Raw genomic sequence first — 25283 nt, forward strand, 5'->3', positions numbered from 1 at the left:
CAATGTCGGAACGATGATCAGTGGCGGGTCGATGCCCTCAGACGTTCCATCTCATCCTTGATACGCAGCTTGTTACGCTTGATTTCGGCGATTTGCTGGTCGTCGATGGAGGGCGAAGCGAGCGCCGTGTTCAGCTTTTCCTCCAGAGCACCATGCTTCTTGGCGAGCGATTCAAGATGAGCCTGTATGGTCATTTGTCACGTCCTTCCTTGTCGCCTACCTCCCGCCATCAACCGCGGGAGTTTCAGGCTTTGCGAAAGTAATGTGACACGAACAATGTGTTTTGTCGAAGGCCAAAATGCACCTTATGAACGGCATTTTCCGGAATACGGATAACTTCCCGTTACCGCTAATTGGTGATAGGAGCTTGCGCGAATCTTCGGCACGCCGGAAAACAGCGTGACATGCTCGAATGGGGACAAAACCATGCCCGACCAGGAACAGGCGGATATCAGGCTCGCTCTCGCAAGGCTGCGCCAGGAGCACGAGGATTACGATGCCGCGATCAATGCCATGATCCAGGTCGGCTGCGAAGCGCTGAGAATCCAGCGCATGAAGAAGAAGAAACTCGGCATCAAGGACAAGATGAGCAAGCTCGAAGATCAGATCATCCCCGACATCATCGCCTGAGGAAAGGGCAGCAACGATGAGCGAAGAGCGTCCGCCCGTTGCCATCATCATGGGCAGCCAGTCTGACTGGGAAACGATGAAGAATGCCGCCGACACGCTGGAGGCGCTCGACATCAGCTACGAGGCCCGGATCGTCTCTGCCCATCGGACACCCGACCGGATGTACGCCTTCGCCAAGGAGGCCCGCGAAGAGGGTTTCAAGGTGATCATCGCCGGCGCCGGTGGCGCAGCCCATCTGCCGGGGATGGTTGCATCCCTCTGCCCCCTCCCCGTCTTTGGCGTTCCCGTCCAGTCGAAGACCATGTCCGGAATGGATAGCCTCTATTCCATCGTCCAGATGCCGGCCGGTATCCCGGTCGGAACGCTGGCGATCGGGCGCGCCGGCGCGGTCAATGCGGCGCTGCTGGCAGCACGGGTTCTCGCCATTACCGACCTCGATCTCGCTGAACGGCTGGACGACTGGATTGACCGGCAAAGTTCGGCCGTCGCCGAATATCCGGTGGACGAGGCACCATGACGCAGACCACGATTGGCATCATCGGCGGCGGCCAGCTCGGGCGAATGCTCGCTATGGCAGCGGCCCGTCTCAATTTTCGGACAATGATCCTTGAGCCGCAGGCAGACTGCCCAGCCGCTCAGGTTGCGAACCGCCAGATCGTCGCAAGCTATACCGATCCCTCGGCGCTCGCCGAACTGGCGCGGTCCTGCGACATTATTACCTACGAATTCGAGAACGTTCCGGTCGAAGCCGCACATAAGCTTGCCGAGGAGCGCCCGGTGTTTCCTCCTGCAAAAGCGCTTGAGGTCGCCCAGGATCGCCTGACTGAGAAGCAGTTCCTGAACGGCGTCGGCATTCCGACGGCCGATTTCAGGGCCGTCGACAACCAGGACGGACTCGTTGCTGCTCTCGCGGATTTTGGCGGCCAAGGCGTGCTCAAGACACGCCGCATGGGATACGATGGCAAGGGTCAGAAGGTTTTTCGTGCCGGCGACGCAGCGGATGGAGCTTTCGCGGAATTGGGTGGCGTTCCGCTTATTCTTGAGAGCTTTGTGCCCTTCGAGCGCGAAGTCTCGGTTATCGCCGCGCGTGGAACGGACGGATCGATAGTCTGTTTCGACGTGGCCGAAAACGTCCACCGCAACGGCATACTCCATACATCGACCGTGCCGGCAAGGATCACCCCCACTACGGAACAAGCGGCCCGTGCCGCCGCCGATAAACTTCTTTCTGGGCTGGGTTATGTGGGTGTCATTGGCATCGAGTTTTTCGTCCTGCCGGACGGCAGCCTGATCGCGAACGAGATTGCGCCACGCGTCCACAATTCCGGTCACTGGACGGAAGCGGCCTGTGTCGTATCTCAGTTCGAACAACACATTCGCGCTGTGGCGGGCCTTCCTCTCGGAGCGACCGAGCGACATTCCGACTGCGTCATGACAAACCTGATCGGCAACGATATCGCCGACGTTCCCGCATGGCTCTCCCGGACGAACACGCTGGTGCACCTTTACGGCAAGACCGAAGCGCGTCCCGGCCGCAAGATGGGCCATGTCACCGAGCTGAAATGACGGGATTTTCTGCCGAATGCGGCTGAAAAGTCGCCCCGGCGGTTGACATTCGGGCTTTGCTCGGAGTATTTGCCACCAACCCAAGAAGAGCGCGCCCCGCGGCGCGCTTTTGAATGTTTAAGACTCTCGGCGAATCGCAGGTTCGTCGGCAACCCTCGCGGATCGGTAAAATGAAGATCAAGAATTCGCTGAAAGCACTGAAGGCCCGTCATCGCGACAACCGTCTGGTCCGCCGCAAGGGTCGCATCTACATCATCAACAAGCAGAACCCGCGCTTCAAGGCCCGCCAGGGCTGAGGTCGACGACGTACGGACATCCGCGACGTCTGTTGATAGCGAAGTTTTGAATTTGAAACACGGCGCAGGCGAACTATCATAGTTCGCATGCGCTTTTTTCGTTTGCCGATTCTTCTGCTGGGACTGATTCCTGCCATGCCGGCGACGGCGCAGGACGAGGAGGCGGCATCCGCCTCGCCACCGGCGGTCATGTCCGACGAGATGACGACCGCGGATAGCGTGGAGCGTCTTCTGGTCGACCTAAAGCGGCAGCGAAACCCCGACAGCGCCCAAAGCATCGCCGCGCGACTGTCCACGCTCTGGAGCCGTTCGGACAGCGCCACGGTCAATCTGCTGATGCAGTGGGCGGATGACGCCATCAAGAAGGAAAAGAACGCCGCGGCGCTCGACTTCCTTGATCAGGCCATCACCCTGAAGCCCGACTTCGTCGGCGCCTGGAACAAACGCGCTACGCTGCATTTTTCGATGGGCGCGTTCAGCAAGTCCATGTCCGACATCAATCACGTTCTGACCCTGGAACCGCGTCACTTCGGAGCGCTGGCCGGAATGGGCGCTATCCTTGCCGAATCGGGTCGCGAGGAAATGGCCTTGCGCGCTTGGGAGCGCTACCTCGAAATCTACCCGTCGGACCGGCAGGCGCAGGAAGCCGTAACGAACCTTTCGGAAAAGCTTGCTGGAAACCGCATCTGACCTATCTTCACGGCGGTATCCTTTCGCCGTCAGGTGCCGCACATCGTGTCATTCTCTTCATTGTCCATTATAACCGGTGCCGTTCTCGCAATGGCTCTCGCCCTGTCGTCCGGCATTGCCGCCTGGCGCGCCAAGGAGCTGGAGCGGCGTTGGCCGAATATCGGAACTCGAATCGATATCGGCGACATGCATATGAACGTGCTTCACCTGCAGGCGGGACCATCACCCGACCTACCGCCAATCGTGTTCATCCACGGCGCCAGCGGCAACCTTCGTGATCAGGCCTATGCCTTCCGTTCCGCGCTGGAAGGCCGCGCCGAACTGCTGTTCATCGATCGTCCGGGCCACGGCTATTCCGACTGGGGTGGAGCCGAAAACGCACGTCCGGATGGCCAGGCCCACGCGCTAGCACGCACGATGGATAAGCTGGGTATCAAGCGGGCGATCATCGTCGGCCATTCGTTCGGCGGCGCGATCGCGGCAAGCTTCGCGGTGCTGCATCCTGACAAGACGGCCGGTCTGCTTTTTCTGTCGCCGGCCACCCATCCTTGGCCCGGCGGCGTGGACTGGTACTATGACCTCGCATCAACACCTGTTGTGGGTCCGTTGTTTTCGTATGCCATAGCGCTTCACGCCGGTATGGCGCGACTGGACACGGCCACCGTTAACGTCTTTGCTCCGAACCCAAGACCGGATCGTTACATCGAGGAAACAGGCGCGGCTTTGGTTCTGCGCCCCGACGTGTTCCGCTGGAACGCAATCGACGTTTCAAGCCTGCATGACTATGTCGAGAAATTTGCTCCACGTTATCGGGAGATTGAAGCACCGACCGTCATCATCACCGGAGACAGCGACGATATCGTCCTTGAAGAAATCCATTCGCGCGGCCTGGAACGCGATATCGCTGGTTCGGAACTGCTGTGGATCAAGGGACTGGGCCACAAACCGGACTACGTCGTCACCGATGTTGCTATCGCCGCGCTGGAAAAGATCGCTGGTCGTGAGCGCGATTTGCCCCGGTTGGCTCTGGAGGCGGAAGCCAGGATAGCGGCGACGCGGAATAGCAAAAGGGCGCCGGACTGAGACCCGACGCCCTTTTCTCAAAACATCCGCACACGCCTCAGACGCCACTCAGCCCATCCGTGCCGATATAGGCAATTCTCAGCATATTGGTGGCTCCAGGGGTTCCCAGCGGCACCCCGGCCGATATGATGATGCGATCGCCCGGCTTCCCAAAGCCTTCCTGAGCGACGATCCGGCAGGCGCGGTTCACCATGTCGTCGAGATCGGTCGGCTCGTCCGAGACGACGCAATGCAGACCCCAGACCACCGACAGGCGGCGGGCCGTCTGAATGATGGGCGACAGCGCGATGATCGGAACTTCCGGGCGCTCGCGCGAGGCGCGAAGACCGGTATTGCCCGATGCTGTGTAACAGACGATCGCCTGCAGCTTCAGCGTCTCGGCGATCTGACGGGCGGCAAGCGAGATGGCATCGGCACCCGTCGCTTCGGGCTGGGCACGCTGGGCATAGATGATGCCCGGATAGTGCGGCTCGCGTTCGACCGTCGACGCAATCGACGCCATCGTCGCTACCGCCTCGACCGGATACTGGCCCGAGGCGGATTCGGCCGACAGCATGATCGCATCGGCACCTTCAAAGACGGCGGTCGCGACGTCGGAGACTTCCGCACGCGTCGGAACGGGGGCCGTGATCATCGATTCGAGCATCTGGGTCGCAACGACCACCGGCTTGCCTTCGCGGCGGCATGCGCGGATCAACTGCTTCTGGAGACCGGGAACCCGCTCGAGCGGCATTTCGACGCCGAGATCGCCGCGTGCGACCATCAGAGCGTCGGAGAGGGCAATGATTTCGTCGATACGGTCAATGGCCTGGGGTTTTTCGATCTTCGACATCAGACCGACGCGGCCCTTGGCGATCTTGCGAACCTCGGCAAGGTCCTCCGGGCGCTGGATGAAGGAGAGCGCCACCCAGTCGATATCGTTGGTCGCCAATACCGCATCAAGGTCCGTACGGTCCTTGTCGGTCAGCACACCGGTGGCCAGTATTGTATCAGGCAGGCTGACGCCCTTGCGATCGGAAATCTTGGTGCCTGACACAACGGTGCAGACGATGCTCTTTCCATCGGCCTTTTCTGCCTTCAGGTGCAGCTTGCCGTCGTCAATCAGGAGCCTGTCGCCGGCGTTCACAGCCTCAAGGATTTCCGGATGTGGCAGGAACACGCGCTTGTTGTCGCCCGGTTCGTCCTTGTTATCGAGCGTGAAGGTTTGGCCGGGAACGAGTTCCACGCTGCCGTCCTTGAATTTTCCCACGCGCAGCTTCGGTCCCTGAAGGTCGGCAAGGATGCCGATCGGTCGTCCGCATTGCGCCTCGACCGAGCGAATTCTCTGGACGAGCGTGCGCATGAGGTCATGGCTGGCATGGCTCATGTTGATGCGGAACAGGTCCGCGCCGGCCTCGTGCAACTTGCGGATCATCTCCTCCTCGGAGGAGGCCGGACCCAAAGTCGCCAGTATCTTTACCTTGCGATTACGCTTCATCAGTTTTGACTTTCCTGCGTGCCGGGAGTGTCGGAGAGTTGGACCATCCAGCTGCCTTGGCGGCCGGTGTCATACTCCTTGAATCCCATCTGCTGATACCCGCGCGCGAAGCAGTCCTCGACCCCGGTGATCTTGAACTCGTTCTCCGCCACGCACATGTTGATGTCACCGGCCCAACGCCCGCCGCGAGCGGCGTCTTCGGCGTAGAGGTAGTAGTAACGCGACTGCAATTCGCCCTCGATGAGCGTCGCGCACGTCGCGGCCGGCACCTGCCACCAGCCTTCGGTGATCCAGCCTTCCGCCGCTCGGTAGCCGATCGCGACGCCGACCAGATTTTGCGTTCCGTTGCAAACGCGGAACTCGGCACGAGCCGCACCGGCAAACAAAACGGCGAGGAAGCAGGAGGCGCAAAAGAATACGATTCGGTTCATTCGTCCGGACCAGCGAGGCAAGGGGAAGGTATGTCGGTTCAGCACGGTTTCCGAAGAACTCCACGGTTTGTCGACACCAACCTTCTTGCGATGGTGGGGTTGGAAAGTCAACGTAACACTAATCGATTAAATTTCCGTTCGGGGCGATCGCTACGCATAATGCCACAAGACCGGCAAGCGGCAAAGCTTGTGCTCTTCCACGTCACGTGCGACTACTCCCCATCCCGTTCATCTTTCCGAGATCATGACTGATTTTGCGCCTTTTGACATCCTAGAGGGACGATATGACAGCGGATTGGTTCTGCTGGCAGATCATGCCCGAAACACCCTGCCACCTGAGTACGGATCGCTCGGATTACCCGAAAGCGCCTTTTCAAGGCACATCGCCTTCGACATAGGCGTGGAAAAGCTCACTAGGACTCTTGCCGCACGATTGAACGTGCCCGCGGTGTTCGGATGCTTCTCGCGACTGTTGATCGACCCGAACCGCGGGGAGGACGATCCCACTCTCATCATGAAGATCTCCGACGGGGCGGTCATCCCCGGCAATCACCCAATCACTTCGGATGAGTGGAACCACCGGATCGCCACATACCATCGGCCCTATCACACCGCCGTCGACCAGACGATACGACAGGTCGAGGATGCGACCGGGCGAGCGCCGCTGGTGCTGTCGATCCATTCCTTTACACCGGCATGGAAAGGCGTACCCCGCCCGTGGCATGCGGCCGTTCTCTGGGATACGGATCATCGCGCCGTTGCTCCCCTTCTCACTGCACTCAGGCAACCCGGCGATATCATCGTCGGCGACAACGAACCGTATGACGGCGCGCTGAAGGGCGACACGATGTATCATCATTGCATGCGGCGCGGTATTCCACATGCTCTTCTGGAGGTCCGACAGGACCTGATTGGCGACGATGAGGGTGTAGCGGCCTGGGCGAACAGGCTGGCTCCGATCTTCTCCGGACTCAATGCTGACCCGACCTTGCACGACTACAAGATACATCCGTCTCGGACGGGTCCTTACAGCGATTGACAGGGAGGCCGACATGGCGGAGATCACCCCGCAGCAGCAGACCGAATTTGAAGCCGCGGCATTTCGCAGGCTCATCCGGCACATGCGTGACCGCAATGATGTCCAGAACATCGACCTGATGAATCTTGCCGGCTTCTGCCGCAACTGTCTCTCAAACTGGTATCTCGACGCAGCCAAGGCGGCGGGCGTGGAGATGACGAAGGACGAGTCGCGAGAGCATGTCTACGGCATGCCTTATGAAGAGTGGAAGCGCCTCAATCAGCCCGACGCCACCGACGCGCAGAAAGCTGCCTTTGAAATCAACAGGCCGCGCGAAGAATAGCCATCATTCTTCGCTTTTCCCTTGACGCGGAACCTGCTTCGCGGCAGGTCACGCCGACGAAATTTTTGCCTACATACAGGAGATACCGATGTCTGATGCCCACGGCGTCGCCCGCGACCAACTCCGCGCCTTTGTCGAGCGCATTGAACGCCTGGAAGAAGAAAAGAAGACGATCGCCGACGACATCAAGGACGTCTACGGTGAAGCCAAGGCTATGGGCTTCGATACCAAGATCCTGAAGAAGGTCATCGCACTCCGCAAGAAGGACGAGCAGGAACGCATGGAAGAGGATCTGATCCTCGACACCTACCTGCACGCCCTCGGCATGATCGAAAATCCGCCCGAAGCGGAATGACGCGTTCGGCTATAGCGACGTGAAAAAAGCCCCTCGCGGGGCTTTTTTTGTGGCTTATCATCTGGCGATTGGGCCGTTTCACTGCGTTGCCGGAGCGACGATACCGAAGCGTGCCGGATCCACCACGACATTGCTGCTCTTGAAGCCAACGGAGTAAACCTCGCTCGGCTGGGTCGTCAGGGTTCGGCTCACCACCCGCGGCGCCTTCGTGGCCTTCGATGCCTCGAAGCGGTCGCTGTTGAGCGCCCAGCTCGCGATCATATCCTTCGTGAGCTTCGTGCCGCCCTGCATGGCGATCCTCGCCGTCTGCGCTTCAGCTTCGGTCGGCCGGCCACCCTTGGTCGGAAGTCCCGCTGCGAGGCTCGGGTCGACAGGTTTGGGAGCGTCGAACACGTCTCCGAAATCCACATCGTCCGCCTTCGGCTGCAGCGACGCGACGCGAATATATTGCGGGCCGGTTTCATTGCCTGTCATCGCCGCCTCAGCCTCGGCATAGGCAGGGACCGGTACTGTCATGGGCGCTATCGGTGCCGGCTCAGCGGCGGCCGTCTGCTGGATCGTATTGGCCTGTTCGATCGCGGCAGCCGCTTCAGGCGAGAGGATCGCCTGCTCGACTTCATCGACGTCCGCCTCGCCCATGCCATCAGCTGACGCCAGAAGCGCCTCGGCAATAGCCGGCCGTCCGAGTGGTACCGGCACGGCAGCCATTTCCGGCGACATGGCCTCGATTGCGTCTGGAGACACCGAGGCCGTCATCACGCCAGCTTCCGCCTGTCCCGGCAGATTGCGCGCGCCGAGAAGCGTCGGCACCGGAATCTTGTAGCTTTGCAGGTCGGCGAAATTCTCTTCGTTTGCAGGCGTTTCCGCCGTCACCTGTGTCAACGCGTCCTGGGCCGGGCTGCGGTTTGGCGAATAAAGCGCTGTTGCAAGGCTGCCATCCTGCGCGGCGACCGAAGGACGCGACAGCGGGACAGGCGCATTCAAGGACGCAATCGCCACCTCAGGCTGCGGTGCAGCCTCCACCACCGGCTGCTGCGGCGGTGGTTCGGGCGCGGGTGCGGCGGCGACAAGCGTCGGACGTTCCGCAGGGACCGAGATGTCCTCCTCTTCGTCCTCGTCTCCGCCACCAAACAGGATCGCAAACAGGTTCTTGCGCTTCTTGGGCGATTCGTCCGCATCGGCGATGAGGATCTGCTGCTTCGAACTCAGCCGCTTCTTGTACTCCGCAAGAGCCTGCTGATATCCCGGCAACGGCTTTCCGTCGGCCGGGATGTGTACGGTTTTTCCGTCCGGGAAAAGCCGCGCCAGATCCTGACGGGACATGCGGGGCCAGGCACGAACCCCGGCGACGTCCATATGCACGAACGGAGAACCGGACTTCGGATAATAACCGACCCCGCCGGCCTGCAGCTTGATCCCGATCTCACGCAGTGTCTTCAGCGGCACGCCAGGGATATAGAAATCCATGGCGGTGCCCTTCATGTGCTGGCTTTCCTTTGCGACACCCTTGGAGCGCGATCGCAGCATGGCGTTGGTCGCGGGAGAACGATATCCGGAGACGACGGTAATGTAGCCTTTGGCACCGGCGCGGCGATAAACTTCCCACACGAGATCGAAAAGCCGCGGATCCATCTTGGTCGGCTCGTTACGACGCCAGTCGCGAACAAGGTAGCTGAGCTGACGCAGTCCCTTGGCATCGTACTTGCCGTTTCTTTTGAAAACGACCTCGGCCTTTTCGCCGGTATGAACGAAGTGGATTTTCAGGGAACGCGTTTCCGCCGCCGCACTTCCGGCGGAAGCGCCAAATATCAGCAGGCAGCTCAACACCATCAAAAAGGCGGACAAAATGACCTTGGCGGCAGCCGGCCTACGTGCAGCCCATCGGTTGCGCCCAACCACACAAAGAGGCGCATTTATCGCTGGCCGTTTCAGCAAATCGATCCCCGTACTCAAGATGACGTCCCACGCCACCCCAATCTAATGCCAAATGCGGTAACACCATGGCAAATCCGCCACAGTCGCACAACTGTCTTTCTGTTGGTGAATGAAACACTAACAGATCATTTATGTCGTGCTACCAGAAGAACTTTGCGCGAGGGTTAACACTGCCGCATTGATCGATATCATTCAGGCGGCATGTTTTTGGGGATCGTCGGGATCGATTCCGTAATCCTTGAGCTTCCGATACAGCGTCGAGCGGCCGATTCCAAGTTTGCGGGCCACCTGACTCATCTGGCCGCGATAGTATTTCAAGGCAAAGCGGATGAGCTCTTCCTCGATATCCGCCAGCTTCCTCACATTCCCGCTGTTATCGGTACTGACGATGACGTTTTCCGAAAGCACCGACGGATTGGACGCCGCGGCGGTCAGTCGTGCTGTATCGTGATCGGACAGCCGACCGACGAGCCCGCTGCTCGGCGAAGGTTCGGCCGGGCGTTCGGCTCGCTCGGACCGGCCGAGCGCATCGCTCGGCACTTCGGCGGCGATCTGGGGAAAGTCCGTTTCCGTCAGCTCCGGCCCGCTGGCGAGGATCACGGCGCGATAGAGGGCGTTTTCAAACTGCCGGACATTGCCCGGCCAGTCATACGCGGTGAGTAGCGCAAGGGCTCCGGGTGACATGCCGAGCGGACGCACCAGCCGCTGTTCGCCGGAGAAGCGTTCGACGAAGGCCCGTGCGAGAAACGGAATGTCCTCCCGTCGGCGGCGCAAGGCCGGAATTGTGATGGGATAGACGTTGAGGCGATAGTAGAGATCTTCGCGGAAACGGCCGGCCTTGACCTCTTCGATGAGGTCTTTTCGCGTCGACGAAATGAGCCGGACATCGATTTTCCGCTGACGCCGACCATTCTGGCGATCGATCTCGCCGTTATGCACGAGTCGCAACAGACGCGATTGCACTGCGAGCGGCAGCGCGCTGATTTCGTCGAGAAACACGGTTCCCCCGTCCGCAGCGACGAATTTGCCCGCGCTTTCGGGATCATCCGTATCATCGGCACCGAAGAGCACGGCCTCGATGGCCTCGGGCGCGACAGCGCTGCAACTGACGGATACGAACGGTCTCCCGCTCCGGTCGGAGGAAAAGTGGATGGCACGCGCAACGAGTTCCTTTCCAACGCCGCTCTCGCCCTCCAGGATGACCGGAATGACTGTACCGACGGCGCGGCGTGCAAGCTCCACGACCCTTGCCATGGCACCACTCGACGAAACGATATCGGAGAAGCTCACATGGCCGGAGCGCGACCGTCGCGACACCCTGGCTCCGGCATCCCGGCCGTTGAACATCAGGGCCCCTTCGACAGCGCCCACGATCCGCTCGGGACTGACAGGCTCGACAATGAAATCGAATGCGCCTGACCGCATGGCCTCCACGGCGCGTTCAACGTCGCCCTGCCCCGTCTTCACGATCACGGGCGCATCGACAGCCATCTGGTTCATCGCTGCAAGAAAGCTTCGATAGTCGAGACCGTCAAGCGACAGGTCCAGCAACACGGACTTGATGGCATCTGCGCGGGTTCGAAGCATTTCGAGCGCAACTGGCACCCGATCGGCGCACAGCGCGACATGACCTTTTGATTCGATGGCGGTTTTGATCTGACGACGCTGGGCCGGATCGTCGTTCACGACGAGAATGTGCGCGGTCACCGGTAACTCCCGAATTTCACTCTGAGCACCAGCCGTGTCATTCGGCTGTTCCGCGACCCTGCCATCGAGGTTTGAACAAGGGGTTTTAAGAAACGCTCGGATTTTAACCAATCGGCAAGAATGGCACATTGCGACGCAGCAAGCTTGTCGGCGGTCGCCCGGTTCACTACTTTGCTGCCAACATGGAAAAGCAGGAAGGGTACTCTGGATGCGTTCGATCTCGTGGCTCGATCACCCGTTGAAAGCGCCGGCGTCACAAGCGGCAAAGACGGATGCCGCACTGGGCGACCTTCCTGTCTGGAAACTGGAAGACCTTTACCCATCGCCGACATCGGACGCCTTCGTCGCCGATTTGAAGAAGGCGGAAAAGCTATGTCTGGAATTCGAAGAAAGGTGGAAGGGCAAACTCGGCGATGCCGCCAAAACACAGGGCGAGCCCGGCGTGGGGGCGGCACTGAGGGAGCTCGACGCGCTGGACGATCTTCTTGGCAAGATCGGCTCCTATGCCGGGCTGACCTACTACTCGGACATGACGGATGCCGCCAACGGCAAGTTCTTCGGCGACGTCCAGGCAAAACTGACCGACATGTCCGCCCATTTGCTGTTTTTCTCGCTCGAGCTGAACCGCCTGGACGACGCGGTTGTCGATGCGGCCATGGAGCGCGACTCGCTCGCGGCCCATTATCGTCCCTGGATCATCGACCTGCGCAAGGACAAGCCGCACCAGTTGGAAGACCGGATCGAGCAGCTCTTCCTTGAAAAATCGATGACGGGCGCGGCCGCGTTCAACCGCCTCTTCGACGAAACGCTGGCGAGCCTGCGGTTTACCGTGGACGGCGAGGAACTGGCACTCGAGGCGACCCTTAACCTCCTGCAGGAAGCTGATCCGGAAATGCGGCGCAAGGGTGCCGCCGCACTCTCGGAAGTCTTTGCGAAAAATCTCAGGGTCTTCACCCTGGTCACCAACACGCTCGCCAAGGACAAGGAAATCTCGGACCGCTGGCGCGGTTTTGGCGACATCGCCGACAGCCGGCATTTGGCGAACCGCGTCGAGCGGGACGTCGTGGATGCTCTGGCGGCAGCCGTCAAGGACGCCTACCCGCGCCTGTCGCATCGCTACTACGCGATGAAGGCGAAATGGCTTGGCGTCGAGCAACTCAACTACTGGGACCGCAACGCACCGCTTCCCGAAGCCGCGGACCGGATTATCCCCTGGAGCGAGGCGCGCGAGACCGTGCTGTCGGCCTACGGCGGATTTGCCCCCGAAATGGCTGCGATCGCGGGACGCTTCTTCGACGAAAAATGGATTGATGCCCCTGCCCGTCCTGGAAAGGCGCCGGGCGCCTTCGCACATCCGACGGTGCCGTCCGCACATCCCTACGTGCTGGTCAATTACCTCGGCAAGCCGCGCGACGTCATGACGCTCGCCCATGAACTCGGTCACGGCGTTCATCAGGTGCTGGCCGGTGGACAAGGTGCCCTGATGTGCCAGACGCCCCTAACGCTCGCCGAGACGGCGTCCGTGTTCGGTGAGATGCTCACCTTCCGCGCATTGCTGGACAAGGCTTCGGACACGCGCGAGCGCAAGGCCATGCTGGCCCAGAAGGTAGAGGATATGATCAACACGGTCGTGCGTCAGATCGCCTTCTACCAGTTCGAGCGCAAGGTCCATACCGCCCGCAAGGACGGGGAACTGACGGCCGAACAGATCGGCGAACTCTGGCTTTCGGTTCAGGCAGAAAGCCTTGGGCCTGCGATCAAGATCTCGGATGGATACGAAACGTGGTGGACCTACATTCCCCACTTCATCCACTCTCCCTTCTATGTCTATGCCTACGCCTTCGGAGACTGCCTGGTGAACTCCCTCTATGCGGTTTACCAAAAAGCCGAGACGGGCTTCCAGGAGAAGTATTTCGAGCTGTTGAAGGCCGGCGGCACCAAGCACCATTCCGAACTGCTGGCGCCTTTCGGCCTCGATGCCACCGATCCCTCCTTCTGGGCGAAGGGCCTGTCGATGATCGAAGGGCTGATCGACGAGCTGGAGGCATTGGACAAGGCCTGACACACACGCGTCGTTTCTCGGCGAACGGAAAACGCTACACCTGTGTAACGAATGATTATCGAACGGCCGCGACCTCGCGGCCGTTGTTGATTGCAGACGGCCAATGACCCGAGAACCACCCTACATACTGTTCAGGAACGATCCCGAGAACCAGTCCCTGCTGTTCTCGGAGCCCTCCGAAATTGTCGTAGCAAGGACCGTTGAGGAGGTTCGTCCCGCCCTGCAACGGCTTGAGGAGATGCGCAAAGAGGGCCACTGGCTCGCCGGTTATGCATCCTATGAGGCGGGCTTCGCTTTCGAGCCGAAGCTCGCACCACTGGCACCGTCGGGACGCGAGACTCCTCTCCTTCTGTTCGGCGTCTTCTCAGCGCCGGATACCGTCACCGTCATGCCGACGCAGACGGGACGCAACGCGCCCGCGATCAGCGAGCCGGTCGCTAAATGGTCGCAGGACGATTACCGCACACGCTTTGACCGGCTGCATCGCCACATCAGGGAGGGAGACTGCTACCAGGCAAATCTCACCATGCCCGTCGAGGTTCGCTGGGAGGGCACCCCGGCCGATGTCTTCTGGTCGCTGATCGAGCGCCAGCCTGTGCGATACGGCACGCTCGTCGAGATGGGCGGCCCGGCCATCGTCTCCCGTTCGCCGGAACTCTTTTTCAAGGTAGACGGAAATCGATGGATCGAGACCCACCCGATGAAGGGAACCGCCCCGCGCGGAGCGTCGCCCGCTGACGACGCAGCCATTATCGCTGCGATGAAGGCGGACGAGAAATCGCAGGCCGAAAACAGGATGATCGTCGACCTGCTCCGTAACGATATCTCGCGCATCAGCGAGGTCGGGACGCTGGAGGTGCCGAAACTCTTCGACGTCGAGACCTATCCGACGGTGCACCAGATGGTCAGTCACGTGCGGGCCAGGCTGCTGCCGGAAGCGGGCCTTCGGGAGATATTCGAGGCCCTTTTCCCATGCGGCTCGATCACCGGCGCGCCAAAGTTGAGCGCCATGACGATCCTTCACGCTCTGGAGACCGGCCCCCGGGACATCTACTGCGGCGCGATCGGCTATTGCGACCCGGCGGGGCCGATGCGTTTTTCGGTGGCCATACGAACTCTCGCACTTTTCAAAGACGGCCGCGCGGTCTTCAATGTCGGCGGCGGCATCGTCTTCGATTCGAAAGCGGAGGCCGAATACGAGGAATGCCTTCTGAAGGCGCGATTCGCGGTAGGGGACCAATGGATTTCTCGCTGATCGAAACCATGCGATGGGAGCCGGGGACGGGCTTCATGCGACTGGATCAGCACCTTCGCCGCCTGTCCCGCTCGGCGGATGCACTCGGTTTCCGGCAGCCACAGGACGTGGAGGGAAAACTCAAGGAAAAGGCGACGGGCGAAAAACCCCTTCGTGTCCGTCTCGTCTCCAGCTTCCGCGGCAAGGTGGAAGTCACCTGCACGGCGTTCGAACCCCAGCCGGAAGAAACGGTCTGGCGTGTCCGCATCGCGAAGACGCGGCTGAACTCCGAGGACTCCCTGTTCCGCCACAAAACATCCCGTCGCGAACCCTATGAGGCGGCACGCGCCGAGTTTTCGACCGAGGAGGCCGACGAGGTGCTGATGCTCAATGAGCGCGGTGAAGTCTGCGAAGGCACGATCACCAATGTCTTCGTGGAAGGTTTCGACGGCGTCCTTCTCACGCCCCCGCTCGCGAGCGGCCTCTTGCCGGGCGTGCTCAGGGCCGACCTGATCCGCGAGCGCAAGGCGAAGAGCGAGACTTTGAAGCCAGCCGACCTCATCGGACGCCCCTTGTTCGTCGGCAACTCCCTGCGCGGCCTGATCCGCGCCGAACTGATCGAGGAAAATGCCTGATGTTCATCCTGTCGCTGACCTATGTGAAGCCGATCGAGACCGCCGATGCCGTCATGGCGCCGCATATGGACTGGGTGAAACGCGGTTACGACCTCGGCATGTTCCTGGCGTCGGGCCGCAAAGTGCCGAGGACCGGCGGCGTGATCCTCGCGAAGGGCGACCGGGCAGCGATCGAAGCCGTGGTCGCCAGCGATCCCTTCGTCGAACACGGTATCGCGGAATACACAATCACCGAAATCGCGCTGACGACAGTGGTCGAGGGGCTTGAAATGCTGAATGACTGACGGAAGAGTGTCGGCACCACAATCGGCGCACCGGAAACCGCATGTCCGCCTACACCCCCTATGACGGTTCGTCCAAGCCCTTCTCCATCGGCTTATCTCCGCTCAATCCCGATCGCTGGATCGAACCGGACGACGATCTGGCGCGCTATCTGGGCGAGAAACAACGCCTTGCCGATGAGCGGTACGACGACATCTTTCGTGCGGCCGGGGAAAGCATCGACTCGCAACAGGAATGCCTCGATCTCCTCTTGGGCCACCTGCTGCAAAAACACTCCGGTCTCTATTCGCGATCGGGCGGCCGTCTCTCGGTGGCCGGACACGTCGTCGATATAGAGGATCAGGCAAGACCACCGCTGTTTCGCGCTGGATCGCTCATTCAGGACGATCTCGTCATCCTTCGCCGCAAGCCGGACGGTTGGACCATCGTGGCCGCTCACCTCGCCTTCCCCTCGTCGTGGTCGCTGGCGGAAAAATTCATGCAGCCGATGGACAAAGTGCACGCCCACGTCCCCGGCTTTCAGGCCGGGACGCGCAATGCCACGATCGTCAACCGCGTTTTCGACAATCTCCAGCCGGACCTGCCTGCGAAGCGTTTCAACTGGTCGATCAACTGGCGTTATGCGCTCTATCACCCGGTCAGTGTTCGACCCGCCGCCGATCCGGCGGCCACGGGTATCGACGTCTCCGGCGCCTTCGTGCGGGTCGAACGACAGACTCTCCGCAGACTGCCGGCGACCGGCGATATCGTCTTCACGATCCGCATCTACCTCGACCCGGTAAAGGCCTTCGCGACATCCGAGAACGGCCAGGCGCTCGCAAATGCGCTTGCCGATCAGCTCGAAGGGTTGACCGCCGAACAGGTCGCTTACAAGGGGCTGGCGGAGCGCCGGGCCGATCTTGTGACGGCGTTGAGGTCGTTTTCGAGCTAAAAAGCATCAACCGGTTGCCACCATAAAATGCTGCTCTCTTTATTATGTCAGAAAACTGTGATTAGAGCCGAGCCGGAAGGTCGATCCGCATCGGCCGAAAAGGGGCAATGTTTGGCGCCGAACGCTACCGCGGCATCTCCAAGGAGACTGAAATGAGCACTAGCTACCCGGTTTATGGCGAGATCACCGGCCCGATCGTGATGATCGGCTTCGGTTCGATCGGCCGCGGCACCCTTCCCCTGATCGAGCGCCACTTCAAGTTCGACAAGAGCCGCATGGTCGTCATCGACCCGCGCAACGACGAGGCCGAGCTGCTGGCCAAGCACGGCATCAAGCACATCCAGGCGCATGTCACCAAGGACAACTACAAGAAACTCCTGAAACCGCTGCTGACGGAAGGCGAAGGCCAGGGCTTCTGCGTCAACCTCTCTGTCGACACCGGATCGCTCGATCTGATGAAGCTGTGCCGCAAGCTCGACGTGCTCTACATCGACACCGTTGTCGAGCCCTGGCTCGGCTTCTACTTCGACAAGAACATGAAGAACTCTGAGCGCACCAACTACGCGCTCCGCGAAACAGTGCGCCAGGAAAAGGCGAAGAACCCCGGCGGCACCACCGCGGTCTCCACCTGCGGCGCCAATCCGGGCATGGTGTCGTGGTTCGTCAAGCAGGGCCTCGTCAATCTCGCCAACGAGATCGGCATCAAGTTCGAAGAGCCTGACCAGAACGATCGCGAAGGCTGGGCCAAGCTGATGAAGAAGGTCGGCGTCAAGGGCGTGCACATCGCCGAGCGCGACACCCAGCGCACCAAGAACCCGAAGCCGCTCAACGTCTTCTGGAACACCTGGTCGGTCGAAGGCTTCATTTCGGAAGGCCTGCAGCCGGCCGAACTCGGCTGGGGCACGCACGAAAACTGGATGCCGAAGAACGCCAAGAAGCACAAGAAGGGCTGCAAGGCCGCAATCTATCTGGAGCAGCCGGGCGCCAACACCCGCGTCCGCACCTGGTGCCCGACGCCGGGTCCGCAATACGGCTTCCTCGTCACCCACAACGAGTCGATCTCGATCGCGGACTACTTCACCGTCGAGAAGGATGGCGAAGTCGTCTATCGCCCGACCTGCCACTACGCCTATCATCCGGCCAATGACGCTGTTCTCTCCTTGCACGAAATGTTCGGCAACGGCGGCAACCAGCAGCCTGTTCTCCACGTCCTGAACGAGGACGAACTGGTCGACGGCATCGACGAACTCGGCGTCCTGCTCTACGGCCACGACAAGAACGCCTACTGGTACGGCTCGCGTCTGTCGCTCGAGGAAACCCGCCGCATTGCCCCCTACCAGAACGCGACGGGCCTGCAGGTAACCTCCGCCGTTCTCGCCGGTATGGTCTGGGCATTGGAAAATCCGAAGGCCGGCATCGTCGAAGCCGACGAGATGGACTACAAGCGCTGCCTCGAAGTGCAGTCGCCCTATCTCGGTCCGGTGGAAGGCCACTACACCGACTGGACCCCGCTCGACGGCCGCCCGGGCCTCTTCCCGGAGGACCTGGACGAGAAGGATCCCTGGCAGTTCCGGAACATCCTCGTCCGCTGAGTCGCAACAATCAACGATGGCCCGCGGCTTGGCGGGCCATCGACACGCCGCGGCGTGCCCGTAGCCGACAATCGACCGGCTAACGTGGGATAACTCGTTTTACTGCGGGCTCGCGCCTTGCTTTCACCACCTCTTCACGCCATGTTTCAGGCACTACCGCGCGGCGGAGCCGCGACAGCTCGTGCTGGAGGCCAATTCGATGAATAAAAAGACTGCTCTTGCTGCCTGTGCCGTTGCGCTCGTTTTGGCCGGTTGCACCTCGTCAGGTCCGCGCCGCCCTCTTCCGCCAATCCAGCAGACGCCGACTGTCGATGGCGCCTGGGTGGATCCGAACGGTATCGTCTCCAGCTTCCAGGGCGGCCAGTTCTCCACTCGCACGACGGATACCAATCAGCTTCTCGCATCCGGAACCTATGTCTCGCTGTCCGACAAGCTGGTCGAGATCAACATGACTTCTCTGGTGAGAAACACTCAGTCGAAGGTCAACTGCGCGCTGGTCACGCCAAACCAGCTGAACTGCACCTCCGACAGCGGCGCGCAATTCTCGTTGGCGCGTCAAATCTGAGTGAGAACAAAAAAGGGCGCCCGTGAGGCGCCCTTCTCGTATCAGGCACAAGTACAGCCGGTCAGAACTCGCTCCATTCCTCTGTCTTAAGCGCGAGATTTCCAGAGCTTGCTGGACGGCTCACGCCCCTTGCGGGCGCCGGACGAGCAGACGCGGTTGACTGACGCGCCGATACGGAGGGCGCAGCGGCTCCCAATCCATCCACCTTGAACTTGGAAACCAGCATTCCGAGACGGCCCGCTTCCTGTGCCAGTGAAGCAGCAGCTGCGGTCGATTGCTCGACCATGGCGGCGTTCTGCTGTGTGGTCTGGTCCATCTGGTTGACGGCAACATTCACCTCAGACAATCCGACAGACTGTTCACGCGACGACGTTGCGATCGACTCCATGAAGCTGTTGATCTTTGTAATGTAGTCGCCGATCGTCTTCAGAGCTTCGCCAGTGTCCCTGACCAGTTTTACCCCACTGTCGACATCGGCATTGGAGTTCTGGATCAGCGCCTTGATCTCCTTTGCAGCCTGAGCGGACCGCTGGGCCAGTTCGCGAACTTCCTGAGCGACGACAGCGAACCCCTTTCCGGCCTCGCCGGCGCGGGCTGCCTCGACACCGGCGTTGAGAGCCAGGAGGTTCGTCTGGAAGGCGATCTCATCGATCACACCAATGATATTGGAAATCTGCTGCGAGCTTTCCTCAATCTTTCGCATGGCCTGCTCGGCGGACGAGACAACCTCGACCGACTGATCGGCACTGCGTGTCGCAGCCTGTGCGACTCCGCGCGCTTCCTCTGTGATCTTGCTGGAATTGGTAACGTTGGTCGTGATTTCATCGACCGCGGCCGCCGTTTCCTCCAGCGATGCAGCCTGCTGTTCGGTACGACGCGACAGGTCGGAAGCTCCTTCCGAGATTTCGCGTGTCCCGCTGTCCATGTTGTGCACGGCCGACATAACGGCACCCATGATCTCGCTCAGTCGGCTGACGGTGGTGTTGAAGTCAGTACGCAGTGATTCGTATTCGCTGGCAAAGTTGGTTTGAATGGTACAGGTCAGGTCGCCATCCGCGAGACGCTTGAGGTTTTCACCAAGGGTCGTCGTCGCGAAACGCAGGTTTTGAGCTTCCCGGGCAGCGCGCTCTTCCTCGGCGGCCCGCGCCTTCTCGGACTGCGAGCGGTTTGCATTGGCCTCATCTTCGAGCCGCTTGGTGGTAAGTGCATTCTGGCGGAACACCTCGATGGCACCAGCCATGTCGCCAACCTCGTCCTTGCGACCGGCATAGGGGATTTCCGACTGGGTATCGCCGCCGGCGAGACGACCCATGGACTCGGTGATCGCGCGGATCGGTCGAATAAGGGACTGGTTGAGCAAGACGAGCGATATACACGTAATCGCCAGCATCGCGACAAGGCCAATGATGATCGTCAAGCGTGTCAGATCAGCGGCATCGCTCGCCATTTTGTCACGGACCGAAAGCAGACCGGCTTCCTCGGCGCTGATTTCACCCGCGAGCTTGCGAATCGCATCCATATACGTCTTGCCCGCACCGCTGATCTCCATCGCGCGGGCCTGTTCTACGGTCGCCGGGTCTTCCATCAGACGCAGTTCTTCGTTCCTGATATCCTGTTCCCATTTTGCGACGAGCGCCCCAAGATCGGCAAAGCGCTTCTGCTGTACGGCATTGTCGGAGGTCAGGGCGCGGCCCTCATCGAACGCCTTTTTGAACTGTTGCTCGCCGGAAGTAACCGGCTCGAGGAAGCCCTTGTCTCCCGCCAGGAGATAGCCGCGAACCCCGGTTTCCTGATTGACCATTCCCATGATCATCGATTCGACGGTCGCAAGCACCTTGTGGGTGTGATCGGTCCAGAAGGCAGCATCTCTCTGCGTGCCGGACGATATCAGGCTCGTGACGTTTACGACGATGCTGACGACGATAATGACGAGAAACGCTGACATCAGCTTGGTCAGTGTTTTCATATTGGCAATGACTGTCACGGTTGCTCTCCGGCAATTCAGGTTTTGCGTCTTCGGCAAGACCGCTGATCTTGCGGTCTCGCAGATGCGAAGCTCTGTTCACGGGACGTCATGTCTTTGGCCGCAACATCGCCATTCGGCATGGGCGGATTACAGATTCGCTTGGTCCAAGATTTAGCCATCGGAACTTAAGCATTTGCTAACGAATATCTTGTCTCGCGTGCTCCACTTCACAAATCGTCGTTGCGCTACGAGGTGCTTTGGGATCGCACCCGCAATATTCTCTTGCAGTTGCTCCAAGCGGATGGAAACATGTCGCTGATCAGGATGCTGCAGCCGCGTTCAGACAGCTGTTATCCGCCATCCAGCAAAGGAGACAAAGTGATGTTGAAGACCCTCAGATTTGGCCTGCTCAGCGCCTCTGTGCTTGCCCTTTCGGCCGGCGCCGCGCTTGCCGATTTCGAGCTCAATATCCTCCACATCAATGATTTCCATTCGCGCATCGAGGCGATCAACAAGTACGATTCGACCTGCTCCGAAGAGGAAGCCGGCCAGAACGAGTGCTTCGGCGGGATCGCCCGGATGAAGACGGCTATCGAGGCGCGCCGCGGCGAACTCTCGGGCAAGAACGTGCTGACGCTCGACGCCGGCGACCAGTTCCAGGGGTCCCTGTTCTACACCACCTACAAGAGCGGCCCGATTGCCGAGTTCATGAACGGCATCGGCTTCGATGCAATGGCGATCGGCAATCACGAGTTCGACGACGGTCCCGAGGAGCTCGCGAAGTTCATCGCGGCACTTCAATTCCCGATGATATCAGGCAACACGCTGGCTGGCCTCAACACGCCGATCGCCGACAAGTTCAAGCCCTATATCATCAAGGAATTCGGCCCCGAGAAGGTTGCGGTAGTCTCGGTACTGGCAACAGACACCGACGAAACCTCGTCTCCCGGCGACGACGTGCTCTTCGCCGACGAAATCAGCTATCTGAAGGATGCCGTGAAGGAGATCGAGCAGCAGGGCGTCGACAAGATCGTGCTGCTTTCGCATGTCGGCTATCCGCGCGACAAAGAGATTGCCGCGGCGGTAGAAGGTATCGACGTGATTGTCGGCGGCCACAGCCATACGCTTTTGTCGAACACCGACGAGAAGGCTGCCGGGCCCTACCCCACTATGGTAAAGAACCCGGCTGGCAAGAACGTGCCGATCGTCACCTCCTATGCCTATTCGAAATATCTCGGCGACCTGACGGTGGTTTTCGATGACGACGGAAACGTGAAGACCGCGACCGGAGAGCCGAAACTACTCGATGCCTCGGTGGCTCCGGATGAGGCCTTTGCCGCGAAGGTCGCCGAACTCGGCGGGCCGATCGAGGATTTGAAGAAGAAGGAAATCGGCGAGACCGCGGACGTGATCGACGGCTCGCGCGACGTCTGCCGTGCGGCCGAGTGCACGATGGGCAATCTCGTTGCCGACGCCATGGTTGATCGCGTCAAGGATCAGGGCGTCACGATTGCCATCCAGAATGGCGGCGGCCTGCGCGCTTCGATCGATGCTGGCACGGTGACAATGGGCGAGGTTCTGACCGTCCTGCCGTTCCAGAACACGCTCGCGACCTTCCAGCTCAAGGGCTCGGACGTCGTCGCGGCGCTGGAAAACGGCCTGAGCCAGATCGAGGAGGGCGCCGGCCGCTTCCCGCAGGTCTCCGGTCTCAAATACACATTCGACAAGTCGAAGCCGGCCGGCAGCCGCGTCGTCTCAGTCGAGGTCAAGGACGGTGATGGATTCGTCGCCATCGACCCCGACAAGGTCTACGGTGTCGCGACCAACAACTACATGCGCGGCGGCGGCGACGGCTACAAGGTCTTCGCCACCGGAGGCACCAATGCCTATGACTTCGGCCCAGGCCTCGAAATCGTTGTTGCCGACTACATCGCTGCCAACTCTCCCTACAAGCCGTACACCGACGGCCGCGTAAGCGAGGTGGCCTCATCAGCGCCTGACGAAGCCGCTGCGCCTGCGGCAGCCACCGAGACCGCAGACACAGCCGCGACAGCGACCCAGCCGCAAACCCACACCGTGGTAAGGGGCGACAACCTCTGGAACATCGCCAGGGACGTCTACGGCGATGGCATGATGTGGTCGAAGATTTCCGAGGCGAACGCGCTACGGAACCCCGACGTCCTCAGCATTGGCAAGGAACTTTCGCTTCCCGCGAAATAAGACCGTTTGCCGCACGTGCAAATCCGGCTCGGGCTTTCCCGGGCCGGATTTTGCGTTACATAGAGTGATCTCTTTTCGACGTGTGGGCGTAACGGAACGACCGCCCCCAACCCATTTTTTGGAAATCACATATGTCACCAGACAGATCCCACCTGCCCGCCGACCATCCTCCCGTACGCTTCGGCAAGGTCGGCGTGCTGCTCGTCAACCTCGGCACCCCGGACGGAACCGACTACCGCTCGATGCGGCGCTATCTGGAAGAGTTCCTGACCGACCGTCGTGTGATCGAGTGGTCGCCGCTCTACTGGTATCCGATCCTCTACGGCATCGTACTGAACAAGCGACCTCAGAAGGTCGGCAAAGCCTACGAGGAAATCTGGAACAAGGAGCTCGACGAAAGCTACCTGCGGACCTACACCCGCAACCAGGCAGAGAAGATGGCGGCCTCCTTCACCGATCTGCCCAATGTGAGGGTGGATTGGGCGATGCGGTATGGTCAGCCGTCGATCCGCTCGAAGATGGACGAGTTGCAGAAGGACGGGTGCGAGAAAATCCTCGTCTTCCCCCTCTACCCTCATTATGCCGCCGCGACGACGGCCACTGTCAACGACGAGGCGTTCAAGGCCCTCCTCAAGATGCGCTGGCAGCCGGCACTACGCACCGTTCCGCAATACAGCGACGATCCCGTCTACATCGAGGCGCTGGCGAATTCGATCCGCAATCATCTCGCCACTCTCGACTGGGAGCCGGAACTGGTTCTGACCTCCTATCATGGCATCCCGAAATCCTATTTCATGAAGGGCGATCCCTATCACTGCCAGTGCTACAAGACGACGCGGCTTCTTCGCGACGCGCTGGGATGGGAGAAGGACCGTTTGATGGTGACCTTCCAGTCCCGCTTCGGTCCCGAGGAATGGCTTCAGCCCTATACGGACAAGACCGTCGAAAAGCTCGCCCAGGAAGGCGTCAAACGGATTGCCATCATCAATCCAGGCTTCGTATCCGACTGCCTTGAGACGCTGGAGGAAATCGCGGGCGAAGCCGGTGAGGACTTCCTGCATAACGGTGGCGAGAAGTTCACGCATATTCCCTGCCTCAACGATAGCGATGAGGGGATGCGGGTGCTGGAACACGTGGTTCGACGGGAACTGCAGGGCTGGGTTTAATACACGCTTGCCAGCTGGGAACGTGATCACCACATCCGTGACATCCGATGGGGAAAGCTAAGGGGCAGAGGGAGAGACATCCGATGGATATTGCAGGCTTCGACATCGTCGTGATCGGCCTCGTGCTGCTCGTGATCCTGGTCCTGTTCGCCGGGATCAAAACCGTCCCGCAGGGCTACCGCTACACTGTGGAACGCTTCGGCCGCTACACGCGAACGCTCGAGCCGGGCCTCAACCTCATCGTACCCTTCATCGAACGCATCGGCTCCAAGCTCAACGTGATGGAGCAGGTACTGGACGTACCGACGCAGGAGGTCATTACGAAGGACAATGCCAGCGTCTCGGCTGACGCCGTTGCCTTCTATCAAATCCTGAATGCCGCCCAGGCCGCCTATCAGGTCGCCAATCTGGAAAATGCCATCCTCAACCTGACGATGACCAATATTCGCTCGGTGATGGGGTCCATGGATCTCGACGAACTTTTGTCAAACCGCGAAGCGATAAACGACCGGCTTCTTCGTGTCGTTGATGAGGCTGTCGGTCCATGGGGCATCAAGGTGACCCGCGTCGAGATCAAGGACATCCAGCCACCGAAGGACCTCGTCGACGCCATGGCGCGACAGATGAAGGCCGAGCGAGAAAAGCGGGCCCAGGTCCTGGAGGCGGAAGGCTTCCGCAACGCGCAGATCCTCAGGGCCGAGGGTGCCAAGCAGTCCGCTATCCTCGAAGCCGAGGGCCAGCGCGAGGCTGCCTATCGTGAAGCCGAAGCCCGGGAGCGTTTGGCGGAGGCGGAAGCCAAAGCCACACGGTACGTCTCCGAAGCGATCGCCGCCGGAGACGTCAACGCCATCAATTATTTCGTGGCACAGAAATACACCGAGGCGCTGGCGCAAATCGGTACGGCCAACAATGCCAAGATTGTATTGATGCCGATGGAAGCGTCCAGCCTCATTGGCTCGCTGGGCGGGATCGGCGCAATTGCACGCGAGGTGTTCGGGAAGGACGACAGCCGAAATCCTCCCCCGAGAACGAACGTGGCAGGCACAACGCGAACCACACCACCGGTCAATCCCTTCGCTCCCAAAGAGGAGGGCTGAGC

At 60.3% G+C, this 25283-nt stretch carries 24 protein-coding genes and 1 pseudogene; 19 read left to right on the forward strand and 6 right to left on the reverse strand.

What is annotated here, in order from left to right; all coding sequences use genetic code 11:
- Positions 1–17 precede the first annotated feature (17 nt).
- Entirely contained in the window at positions 18–194 is a 177-nt protein-coding gene (locus J5J10_RS21190) for a DUF465 domain-containing protein (protein WP_208553821.1), read from the reverse strand.
- Between the two features lie 232 nt (positions 195–426).
- On the opposite strand from J5J10_RS21190, the gene J5J10_RS21195 reads away from it, so the two are divergent.
- The 6 genes from J5J10_RS21195 (at position 427) to J5J10_RS21220 (ending at position 4265) form a co-directional block, all read left to right on the forward strand.
- The gene (locus J5J10_RS21195) at positions 427–630 is read left to right on the forward strand and encodes a DUF465 domain-containing protein (RefSeq protein WP_208553820.1); all 204 of its coding nucleotides are present in this window, start codon (positions 427–429) and stop codon (positions 628–630) included.
- A 16-nt stretch (positions 631–646) separates the two neighbouring features.
- Positions 647–1147, forward strand: coding sequence for a 5-(carboxyamino)imidazole ribonucleotide mutase (purE, locus tag J5J10_RS21200; RefSeq protein ID WP_208553819.1), 501 nt, complete (start codon positions 647–649; stop codon positions 1145–1147).
- A complete protein-coding gene (locus J5J10_RS21205; protein WP_211931639.1) occupies positions 1144–2196 on the forward strand; it encodes a 5-(carboxyamino)imidazole ribonucleotide synthase in 1053 nt (350 codons plus the stop codon). Before purE ends, J5J10_RS21205 begins: the two co-directional genes overlap by 4 nt.
- A gap of 170 nt (positions 2197–2366) precedes the next feature.
- Positions 2367–2492 (forward strand): type B 50S ribosomal protein L36, encoded by a 126-nt coding sequence (ykgO, locus tag J5J10_RS21210; protein ID WP_006726873.1) that lies wholly within the window; start codon positions 2367–2369, stop codon positions 2490–2492.
- Between the two features lie 189 nt (positions 2493–2681).
- The gene (locus tag J5J10_RS21215; protein ID WP_249117005.1) at positions 2682–3182 is read left to right on the forward strand and encodes a hypothetical protein; all 501 of its coding nucleotides are present in this window, start codon (positions 2682–2684) and stop codon (positions 3180–3182) included.
- Positions 3183–3272: 90 nt separating this feature from the next.
- Entirely contained in the window at positions 3273–4265 is a 993-nt protein-coding gene (locus tag J5J10_RS21220) for an alpha/beta hydrolase (protein ID WP_211931810.1), read from the forward strand.
- A 37-nt stretch (positions 4266–4302) separates the two neighbouring features.
- On the opposite strand, the gene pyk is transcribed toward J5J10_RS21220, so the two are convergent.
- The gene (gene pyk, locus J5J10_RS21225) at positions 4303–5742 is read right to left on the reverse strand and encodes a pyruvate kinase (RefSeq protein ID WP_211931641.1); all 1440 of its coding nucleotides are present in this window, start codon (positions 5740–5742) and stop codon (positions 4303–4305) included.
- Positions 5742–6116: pseudogene (locus J5J10_RS21230) on the reverse strand (DUF1036 domain-containing protein); the annotation flags it as partial. The gene pyk and the pseudogene J5J10_RS21230, both read right to left, overlap by 1 nt.
- Positions 6117–6417: 301 nt before the next feature.
- Between J5J10_RS21230 and J5J10_RS21235 the strand changes: the two are divergent.
- From J5J10_RS21235 to J5J10_RS21245, 3 genes are all read left to right on the forward strand, one after another.
- Positions 6418–7212: an N-formylglutamate amidohydrolase gene (locus J5J10_RS21235; RefSeq protein ID WP_208553814.1), complete on the forward strand. Its 795-nt coding sequence runs from the start codon at positions 6418–6420 to the stop codon at positions 7210–7212.
- Positions 7213–7225: 13 nt separating this feature from the next.
- Positions 7226–7534, forward strand: coding sequence for a DUF1244 domain-containing protein (locus J5J10_RS21240; RefSeq protein WP_208553813.1), 309 nt, complete (start codon positions 7226–7228; stop codon positions 7532–7534).
- Positions 7535–7622: 88 nt separating this feature from the next.
- A complete protein-coding gene (locus tag J5J10_RS21245) occupies positions 7623–7889 on the forward strand; it encodes a DUF2312 domain-containing protein (protein ID WP_208553812.1) in 267 nt (88 codons plus the stop codon).
- A gap of 78 nt (positions 7890–7967) precedes the next feature.
- Here J5J10_RS21245 and J5J10_RS21250 read toward each other — a convergent pair whose 3' ends face one another.
- Together J5J10_RS21250 and J5J10_RS21255 are read right to left on the reverse strand one after the other, a co-directional pair.
- On the reverse strand, positions 7968–9734 hold the full coding sequence (locus J5J10_RS21250) for a DUF882 domain-containing protein (protein WP_249116977.1): 1767 nt from the start codon (positions 9732–9734) through the stop codon (positions 7968–7970).
- Positions 9735–10016: 282 nt separating this feature from the next.
- A complete protein-coding gene (locus tag J5J10_RS21255; protein ID WP_211931642.1) occupies positions 10017–11531 on the reverse strand; it encodes a sigma-54 dependent transcriptional regulator in 1515 nt (504 codons plus the stop codon).
- Positions 11532–11739: 208 nt separating this feature from the next.
- On the opposite strand from J5J10_RS21255, the gene J5J10_RS21260 reads away from it, so the two are divergent.
- The 7 genes from J5J10_RS21260 (at position 11740) to omp10 (ending at position 18832) form a co-directional block, all read left to right on the forward strand.
- Positions 11740–13593: a M3 family oligoendopeptidase gene (locus J5J10_RS21260; protein WP_211931643.1), complete on the forward strand. Its 1854-nt coding sequence runs from the start codon at positions 11740–11742 to the stop codon at positions 13591–13593.
- 103 nt (positions 13594–13696) lie between these two features.
- Positions 13697–14848 (forward strand): aminodeoxychorismate synthase component I, encoded by a 1152-nt coding sequence (locus J5J10_RS21265; RefSeq protein ID WP_211931644.1) that lies wholly within the window; start codon positions 13697–13699, stop codon positions 14846–14848.
- A complete protein-coding gene (locus J5J10_RS21270) occupies positions 14833–15462 on the forward strand; it encodes an aminotransferase class IV family protein (RefSeq protein WP_208553808.1) in 630 nt (209 codons plus the stop codon). The genes J5J10_RS21265 and J5J10_RS21270 overlap by 16 nt, the downstream gene beginning before the upstream one ends.
- Positions 15462–15746 carry a YciI family protein gene (locus tag J5J10_RS21275; RefSeq protein ID WP_211931645.1) on the forward strand — a complete coding sequence of 95 codons (285 nt, stop codon included), beginning with the start codon at positions 15462–15464 and terminating at the stop codon, positions 15744–15746. The genes J5J10_RS21270 and J5J10_RS21275 overlap by 1 nt, the downstream gene beginning before the upstream one ends.
- 41 nt (positions 15747–15787) lie before the next feature.
- The gene (locus J5J10_RS21280; protein WP_211931646.1) at positions 15788–16675 is read left to right on the forward strand and encodes a DUF3445 domain-containing protein; all 888 of its coding nucleotides are present in this window, start codon (positions 15788–15790) and stop codon (positions 16673–16675) included.
- A gap of 152 nt (positions 16676–16827) precedes the next feature.
- The gene (locus tag J5J10_RS21285; RefSeq protein WP_211931647.1) at positions 16828–18267 is read left to right on the forward strand and encodes a homospermidine synthase; all 1440 of its coding nucleotides are present in this window, start codon (positions 16828–16830) and stop codon (positions 18265–18267) included.
- 199 nt (positions 18268–18466) lie between these two features.
- The gene (gene omp10, locus J5J10_RS21290; protein WP_208553804.1) at positions 18467–18832 is read left to right on the forward strand and encodes an outer membrane lipoprotein Omp10; all 366 of its coding nucleotides are present in this window, start codon (positions 18467–18469) and stop codon (positions 18830–18832) included.
- A gap of 61 nt (positions 18833–18893) precedes the next feature.
- Here the strand turns inward: omp10 and J5J10_RS21295 are convergent, their stop codons facing one another.
- The gene (locus tag J5J10_RS21295) at positions 18894–20816 is read right to left on the reverse strand and encodes a methyl-accepting chemotaxis protein (RefSeq protein ID WP_349252100.1); all 1923 of its coding nucleotides are present in this window, start codon (positions 20814–20816) and stop codon (positions 18894–18896) included.
- A 363-nt stretch (positions 20817–21179) separates the two neighbouring features.
- Between J5J10_RS21295 and J5J10_RS21300 the strand changes: the two genes are divergently transcribed.
- The 3 genes from J5J10_RS21300 to J5J10_RS21310 all read left to right on the forward strand — a co-directional run bounded on the left by J5J10_RS21300 (position 21180) and on the right by J5J10_RS21310 (position 25281).
- Entirely contained in the window at positions 21180–23018 is a 1839-nt protein-coding gene (locus J5J10_RS21300; protein ID WP_211931648.1) for a 5'-nucleotidase C-terminal domain-containing protein, read from the forward strand.
- Positions 23019–23149: 131 nt separating this feature from the next.
- The gene (hemH, locus tag J5J10_RS21305) at positions 23150–24184 is read left to right on the forward strand and encodes a ferrochelatase (protein ID WP_208553802.1); all 1035 of its coding nucleotides are present in this window, start codon (positions 23150–23152) and stop codon (positions 24182–24184) included.
- A gap of 83 nt (positions 24185–24267) precedes the next feature.
- The gene (locus J5J10_RS21310) at positions 24268–25281 is read left to right on the forward strand and encodes an SPFH domain-containing protein (RefSeq protein ID WP_211931649.1); all 1014 of its coding nucleotides are present in this window, start codon (positions 24268–24270) and stop codon (positions 25279–25281) included.
- Positions 25282–25283 lie beyond the last annotated feature (2 nt).

The sequence above is a fragment of the Ciceribacter sp. L1K23 genome (assembly GCF_018122705.1).
Taxonomy (GTDB): Bacteria; Pseudomonadota; Alphaproteobacteria; order Rhizobiales; family Rhizobiaceae; genus Allorhizobium.